The 6,265-nt window shown below is 71.8% G+C and carries 4 protein-coding genes; 3 read left to right on the top strand and 1 reads right to left on the bottom strand.

The genetic code is table 11. The annotated features are described in order from the left end of the window. Positions 1-1,005 precede the first annotated feature (1,005 nt). From KWI83_RS37370 to KWI83_RS37380, 3 genes are read left to right on the top strand one after another with little or no spacing between them, the layout of a single operon-like run. Positions 1,006-1,341, top strand: coding sequence for a trypco2 family protein (locus tag KWI83_RS37370; protein ID WP_218518822.1), 336 nt, complete (start codon positions 1,006-1,008; stop codon positions 1,339-1,341). A gap of 57 nt (positions 1,342-1,398) precedes the next feature. Then, positions 1,399-4,848 (top strand): trypsin-like peptidase domain-containing protein, encoded by a 3,450-nt coding sequence (locus KWI83_RS37375; protein WP_256363370.1) that lies wholly within the window; start codon positions 1,399-1,401, stop codon positions 4,846-4,848. Beyond that, positions 4,845-5,069: a hypothetical protein gene (locus KWI83_RS37380; RefSeq protein WP_218518824.1), complete on the top strand. Its 225-nt coding sequence runs from the start codon at positions 4,845-4,847 to the stop codon at positions 5,067-5,069. Before KWI83_RS37375 ends, KWI83_RS37380 begins: the two co-directional genes overlap by 4 nt. A 250-nt stretch (positions 5,070-5,319) precedes the next feature. Here the strand turns inward: KWI83_RS37380 and KWI83_RS40540 are convergent, their stop codons facing one another. Then, on the bottom strand, positions 5,320-5,490 hold the full coding sequence (locus KWI83_RS40540) for a DUF6233 domain-containing protein (protein ID WP_374106463.1): 171 nt from the start codon (positions 5,488-5,490) through the stop codon (positions 5,320-5,322). Positions 5,491-6,265: the final 775 nt, after the last annotated feature.

Raw genomic sequence — 6,265 nt, forward strand, 5'->3', positions numbered from 1 at the left:
GTCAAATGGGCCGGAGTGACCGGCGGGCCAGGGCCCGCCTTCTACTTCACCGGGGCCGGATCGGGGCTCCTGTCGATCAGGGCTGCGACCGCGGCGGGCAGGGCCGGCAGGAGCTGCCCACCAGCGGAATCTACGAGTGCGACTGCGGCGGTGAACATCACTGGAGCACCGATGTGCGAGGGCACCGCTTCCCCCCGCTGCCGTTCGGCTGCGCGGGCGAGTTACTGGACGTTGCAGAAGCCGGCTCATCCCGAGAACTACCTCGGCTGAGACCGGCACGAGCACGCCGTGGTGCTGACGCCACCGGCGCCGGACATCACCAAGGGGTCCGGGACGACGTCCCACACCGCCCCCGGTCGTCCTGCCCCGGCCGTTCTGACCCCGCCGACGGGATCGGAGCCCGGCACGGCTCGTGCCCCGGACAGCCGCACCCCTCGCCGCCTTCCCGGACACCACGTGCCAGGCGCCGCCGTCCCGCTTCTGGTACGCCACCATGGCCGGGCGGAAGGGCGGGCAGCGCAGCCCGTCGACCGGTGCGGCTGCGGGGCCGGAGCCGGCCGACCGAGGGAGACGCCGGGCAGCCGATCACCACGGCGACGATGGCCCCGGCTCTCCGTCGCCGGTGCCGGACCCCCGGTGGAGGTGACCGGGCGCGGCACCGCGACCGTGCCGATCAGTCCGCTACCACGGCCACGATGGCCCCGTCCCGCTCATCGCCACCGGTACGCACCGCGCACCTTGTCCGCCACCCGGCGTGCGGCTCTCCGCTTCCCGCCCACCTGATGTGCCAGGCGTCCGCTTTCCGCTCCTCAGGGTGTCGGTTTCCGCTTCCGCTCGTGAGAGCGGAGGGCTCCGCTTCCGTTCGCGCACGGTGCCGCCGTCCGCCGGTCCCCAGGCACACCTCGGCCTCAGCCGCAGCCGTTTCGCGGAACACCGGGTGAGCCGCGCGGCACCCGGCTATGTTCGGTCTTCGCACCGGTCGACGTGGAGGGGGGAGAAGCCGTGGTGGGGAACGGTAACGGCCGTGGTGAGGAGTGGCTGGACCTGGCGGACGCGATCACGCTCCTGCGTGACCAGATCGCCGAGGCGCAGTCCAGGATCGCCGACCCGGACGGCACGGGCGCGGGGCACAAGGGCGTGCTCTTCACCTTGGGGGACATCACCCTGGAACTCGGCATGGAGCTGACCCGCAGCCGGGCGGCCGACGGCGGCCTGCGCTTCAGCGTCGCCGGCTTCGGCGCGAAGAAGGAGACCGCGAACAGGGCCACCCACACGGTCACCGTGCAGCTCACACCGCACCGGCCCGACGGCGGCGGTATCCCGGTCGGTGACCTGGAATAGCGTCCGCACCCCAGCAGTTCGGGCCGGGACAGTCGGGAGCCGGGAGCGGGCACGTATATGGAGTTCGACCGACGGGTACAGGTACGGCGTCATGAGCCAGGGGAGGGGAGAACCCACTTCGGATCGGGCTACCTGGTGGCACCGCGCCTCGTCCTGACCGCCGCGCACGTCCTGGGCGGCGGTCCGGACGGGCCGCCGCCCGGCAGGGTGACGGTGTGCCGGCCCGACGTGGGCGATCGGCAGGTCGACGCCGTCGTCCGGTGGTACCGGCTGGACCACGACATCGACGCGGCGCTGATCCACGTGGTCGACGGCGAGCGCTGGGACGTCCCCGAGTCGCTGACCGACCTGCGGACGAGGCCGCCGCAGCGGTGGGGGAGGCTCATCGGCACCCGCCCGCACCAGGTGTCCCTCGTCGGCTTCCCCCGCGTGCAGAGGCTCCCGGGAGGCCGGGGCCGTGTCGACGGGCAGCTGGCCGGGCACATCCTGCCGGGCAGCGGTGGGCTGGCGCGGCGTTACGAGATCTTCAGCCAGGACCCGACCCGCCCGGAGGCGGGGGCACCGGATACGACCGCCACGCCCTGGTCGGGCGTGTCCGGCGCCGCTGTGCTGTCCGAGAGCCGCCACGGCGGTCTGCTGTGCGGCGTGGTCCGCCTGGACCGGGGGGCGACGGGCGGTACGTGGCTGACCGCCACCCCGGCCGCCGCGCTCGTCGCGGACGACGGGTTCCGCGCACTCGTCGCCGAGCACTCCGGATGGGAACCCCTCCTGGAACCGGCGGAACCGGCCGACCTGCTGGAACCGGCGGCACCGGAACGGGACCTGCGTTCCCCCGCCATGCTGCTGCGCGCCGACGCCGAAGTGGTGCGGTTCCACGGACGGGAGGTCGAGCTGCGGGAGCTGGAAGGCTGGTGCAGGCACCATCCGCACCCCTTCTCCGTTCGTGTGGTCACCGGTCCCGGAGGCCAGGGCAAGAGCCGGCTCGCCCGGCGGCTGACCGACATCCTCCGCGACGAAGGATGGGTCACCGGGCACCTGCGGGCGACGCTGCGCGACCGTGACGTCTCCGATGCCGATCTCAAGGTGCTGGACACCGCGCTCCCGTTCCTCCTCGTTGTGGACTACGCCGACGCCCGGCCGGAACTCGTGCGGCGCCTGGTGGAGCATCTGCGCGCGACCCGCCACCGGACCCGGGTTCTGCTGCTGGCCCGCTCCGACGGCGGTTGGCGTCAGGACGGCCTCAGCGCCGCGTACGCGGACGAGATCCTGGCCGGTGCTCCGGTCACCGCCCTGGCTCCGCTGACGTCCGCCGACGGCCCGTCGGCCGCACGGACGGCCCTGTTCACGGATGCCGTCACGGACTTCGCCCGTCTCCTGGACCGGTTCCCGGACTTCCCCGGACGCCCGGTGGCCGGCTGGGCCCCGCTGGCCGGCACTCTGCGGCCGCCGCCCGGGCCGGCGGACGGCGGGGACGACTCCGTGCTGTCGATACAGGTGAGCGCGTTGACCACGCTGCTGCAGTACGGGACGGCGCCTGTCGGGAATTCCTCGGACGACCCCGCCGCGGTACTCCTCCGTCACGAGCAGCGGTACTGGTTCCGTTCCGCCGGTGACAGCGGCGGGTGGCCGCAGCGCCTCCCGGCGGTGACGCTGCAGGTCGCGGTGGCCGTCGCCACGCTGTGCGGGGCAGCCGACCAGGCGGAGGCCGAGGCGACGCTGCGCAGGGTTCCCAACCTTCCCGCCGCTGCGGTGCAGGACGTCGCCGCCTGGTTGCACTCCCTCTACCCGCCGGGCGAGGACCGGTACTGGGGGCCGCTCCAGCCGGACCGCCTGGGCGAGCACCACGCCTGCCGGATCCTGTTCGATCCTGAGGCCCGCCTGCCGCTGGCCGCCCTGCTGACCGACGCGTCCGCCGACCAGCAGATCCAACTCCTCACCGTTCTGGTACGCGCCGCCACGGTACGCGAACAGGCGGGATCCACGGCCAGGGCCCAACGCATCGAGCGGGAACTGCTGGACGCGCTCGGCGATGCCCGACTGCATCCGTGGACGCTCCGGCGACTCGGCTCCCTGCTGCCGTACGGAGAGCAGTTGAGGGAACTCGGCTTGGCGGTCGCGGCGGAGACGGTCGCCGTGAGCGGATGCCTGATGCGGGACGACACGTCGCTCGACGCGATCGTCGGCCACGCCCTCTCCCTGAAGTACCTGGGCGCGCGACTCGACTCCGCGCAGCGCCACGCGGAAGCGGTGCGCGCCCACCAGCGGGCCGTCGAGCTGCTGCGCCGTGCGGCCGAGGCCGATCACGGGTACGGCGAACTGCACGCCGGAGCACTGCACGGCCTGTACGCGTCGCTGCGGGCCGTGGGCAGGGAACGGGAGGCGCTCGCGGCCCTCGACGAGGCGGTGGACCTCCTGACCCGGATCGCCGACGAGGCCGCTGCGGGCCGCGACGCCCGAGACGACTTTAGCGGGCCCGGGTGGCGGCTGACGCGCCTGGAACCGGACCTCTGGGAGGCGGGACGCCACGACCAGGCGGTCCGGGTCCTCCGCCGAGGGACGGAGCTCCTGCGGCCTCTGGCCGCACCGTCCTCGGGGAACGAGGTGTACCTGGCGAGCGTCGTGGGGAAACTCGGCGTCCGGCTGATGCAGACGGGACACCTCCACGACGCCTTGCTCACGATGCAGGAGACGGTGGAACGCACCCGCCTGCTGGCCCGGGCCGACCCCGCCGGCTTCGAACCCTGGCTCGTCTCCGCTCTGGTGAACCTGAACAACGTGCTGCGGCTGCTGGGACGTGACGAGGAGGCGATCGACGCCCTGAAACAGGCGGTCGGCATCATGCGGCACCGTATCCGCATCGGTCTCGGCGACGACCCCGGAGAACAGTATCTCGCCCTGTGGACGGCCGAACTGGGCCACCTCCAGGCCGAAGCCGGACACGACGGGGAGGCACTGGAGACCCTGGGGTCCGCCGTCGGCATCTGGCGACGACTGGCCCGGGCCGACGCCGAACGAGACGAGGCCTCCTTCGCCCGGGCCCTGCTCAGCGTCTGCCAGCTGCGGTTCCAGGAGAACCAGTACCTGGAGGCGCTGGAGGCGGCCGCGGAGTCGGTGGACGTCTGGCGCCGCGCGGTGAAGGCCGACCCCGACCGGTACGCCCCCCGTCTCGCTGGCGCGCTGGCCATCCAGGCGACACTCCGCTTCCTGGTGGACGATCTGCCCGGCGCCCTCGGAGCGACGGGCGAGGCCGCGGAGATCCACCGCGGCCTGGTCGCAACCAGGCCGGAGGAGTTCACGTCGCTCCGTCGCGTGCTGGACATCCAGGCGCTCGTACTCGACGGCCTCGGACGCACCGGGGAGGCGGCTGTGGTCCGCGCCTGGCTGGCCGCGCACCCGGTCGTTCCCCCAGACGCCCCCGGACGGGTGCACAGCAGCGTGACCAGGACGGTGTGCCAGATCCACCACGAGACGGTCTGCGGGTGCACGGTGGGGATCATGCCCCAGTGAACGCCGTAGAAGACGATCCCGTACGCGGTCAGGGCCGGGGCGTCGATCACGAGGTGCCGATCCGTCCGGAACGGCAGGAACCCCGACCAGATGACGATCCCGCCCAGGAGAAGGACGGTCACTGGCACGGAGGCGCCGCGCAGGCCCTGATCCCGCTCCAGCCAGTCGTGCAGTTGGGTGCAGGTAACACCCAGCGTGGCCAGCAGGCCGAAACCGCCTAACACCGCGAGCCCGAACGCGGCGTGAGGGTCGATGCGCTCCAGCAGCTTCACCCAGCGTTCGTCCCAGTCCAGCCTCTCCCCAGGCTCGTCGGTCTCCCCGGGCTCCGCGGCGACGCCGGTCATGGTCTGCTCCCCTCCAGGCGGGCACGGACGGCAGCGTCCGAGCGGACCGTACGAGCACTGGGAGGCAGGCGTCCGAGAAACCGGAGCACATGATCCTTACGGGTGAGTGGAGGGCCCGGACCGGGCGTCAGGAGTCGGAGATCTGATCCAAGCCACGCAGCAGCGGCGTCAGCTCCTGAGCGCAGCCGCACAGCGTCCACATCCGCGTCCCCAGGTTCTCCGCCACGTTCAGCGCGTGCTCCACATCGAGCAGCGGCGCGCCCTGCGGTGCTTCCTCGCAGTCCGGCGCGTGCAGCACACCCCGTGCCGGGCCCCGCCCCTCGCGGACCTTCGCCAGTAGCCCGAAGGCCGGCGCTCCCCGAGGACCTCGCGGACCACCGACGTGGGCGCCGGGGGAAGGTGCTCGGTGGCGACCTGGTCGTAGTCGACGTCGTCGACCGGCCGTACATGGTCGGGAGCCCGGACCCACACTCGGTACTCCGCCGCCTCCACCCCGCCGTCCAACTGGTGAAGAGGCAGTATTCCGATGCTGGGCTATTCCCTCATCGCGACTGGGGAGCAACGCGACGTGCCTCCGCACTTGCATCAAGATCATGAGGTTGACGGGTCGAATTTTGTTGCCGCGCGGCAGTCCAGCGGGTGCCGAAGCACAGGCTGGGCGAGCTGCGAGTGGCAGGGAGCGCTCTGGTCAGAGTCGGTTGTGGTAGATAGTGTGTAAAGACCACGTCAAGCTCGATGTGGGGTGTGCCGGGAAGTCTGGTCGGCGTTTCAAGGGGGCTGTGTGCCCGTTCGTCGACGTTGCCCGGAGGACTCCACCATCGTGACTCTTGCTGCCAAACGGTGTACCGGCATGGCCTTGGTAGTCGTGGGAGCACTGCTCTTCCTTGCAGGAGCTGCGCTCTACGTGCTGCCCGGTCCCGGCTTCCCTGTCCTTGTACTCGGCCTGGCCGCTCTTACCATCGGCTTCTTCATGCTCACCGCGCTCCGCCGCAGGTGATCACTTTCACCCCCGACAGGAGCCCTGGTTCCCATGCTCTGGCAGTGGATAGGCCTCGCCGTCCTCTCTGTCACTC

The organism is Streptomyces sp. TRM70350, assembly GCF_019219825.1.
Classification (GTDB): domain Bacteria; phylum Actinomycetota; class Actinomycetes; order Streptomycetales; family Streptomycetaceae; genus Streptomyces.

Bases quoted from the DNA above. Each gene is read 5' to 3' on its own strand.
- KWI83_RS37375 (WP_256363370.1), top strand. From the start codon at position 1,399: ATGGAGTTCGACCGACGGGTACAGGTACGGCGTCATGAGCCAGGGGAG.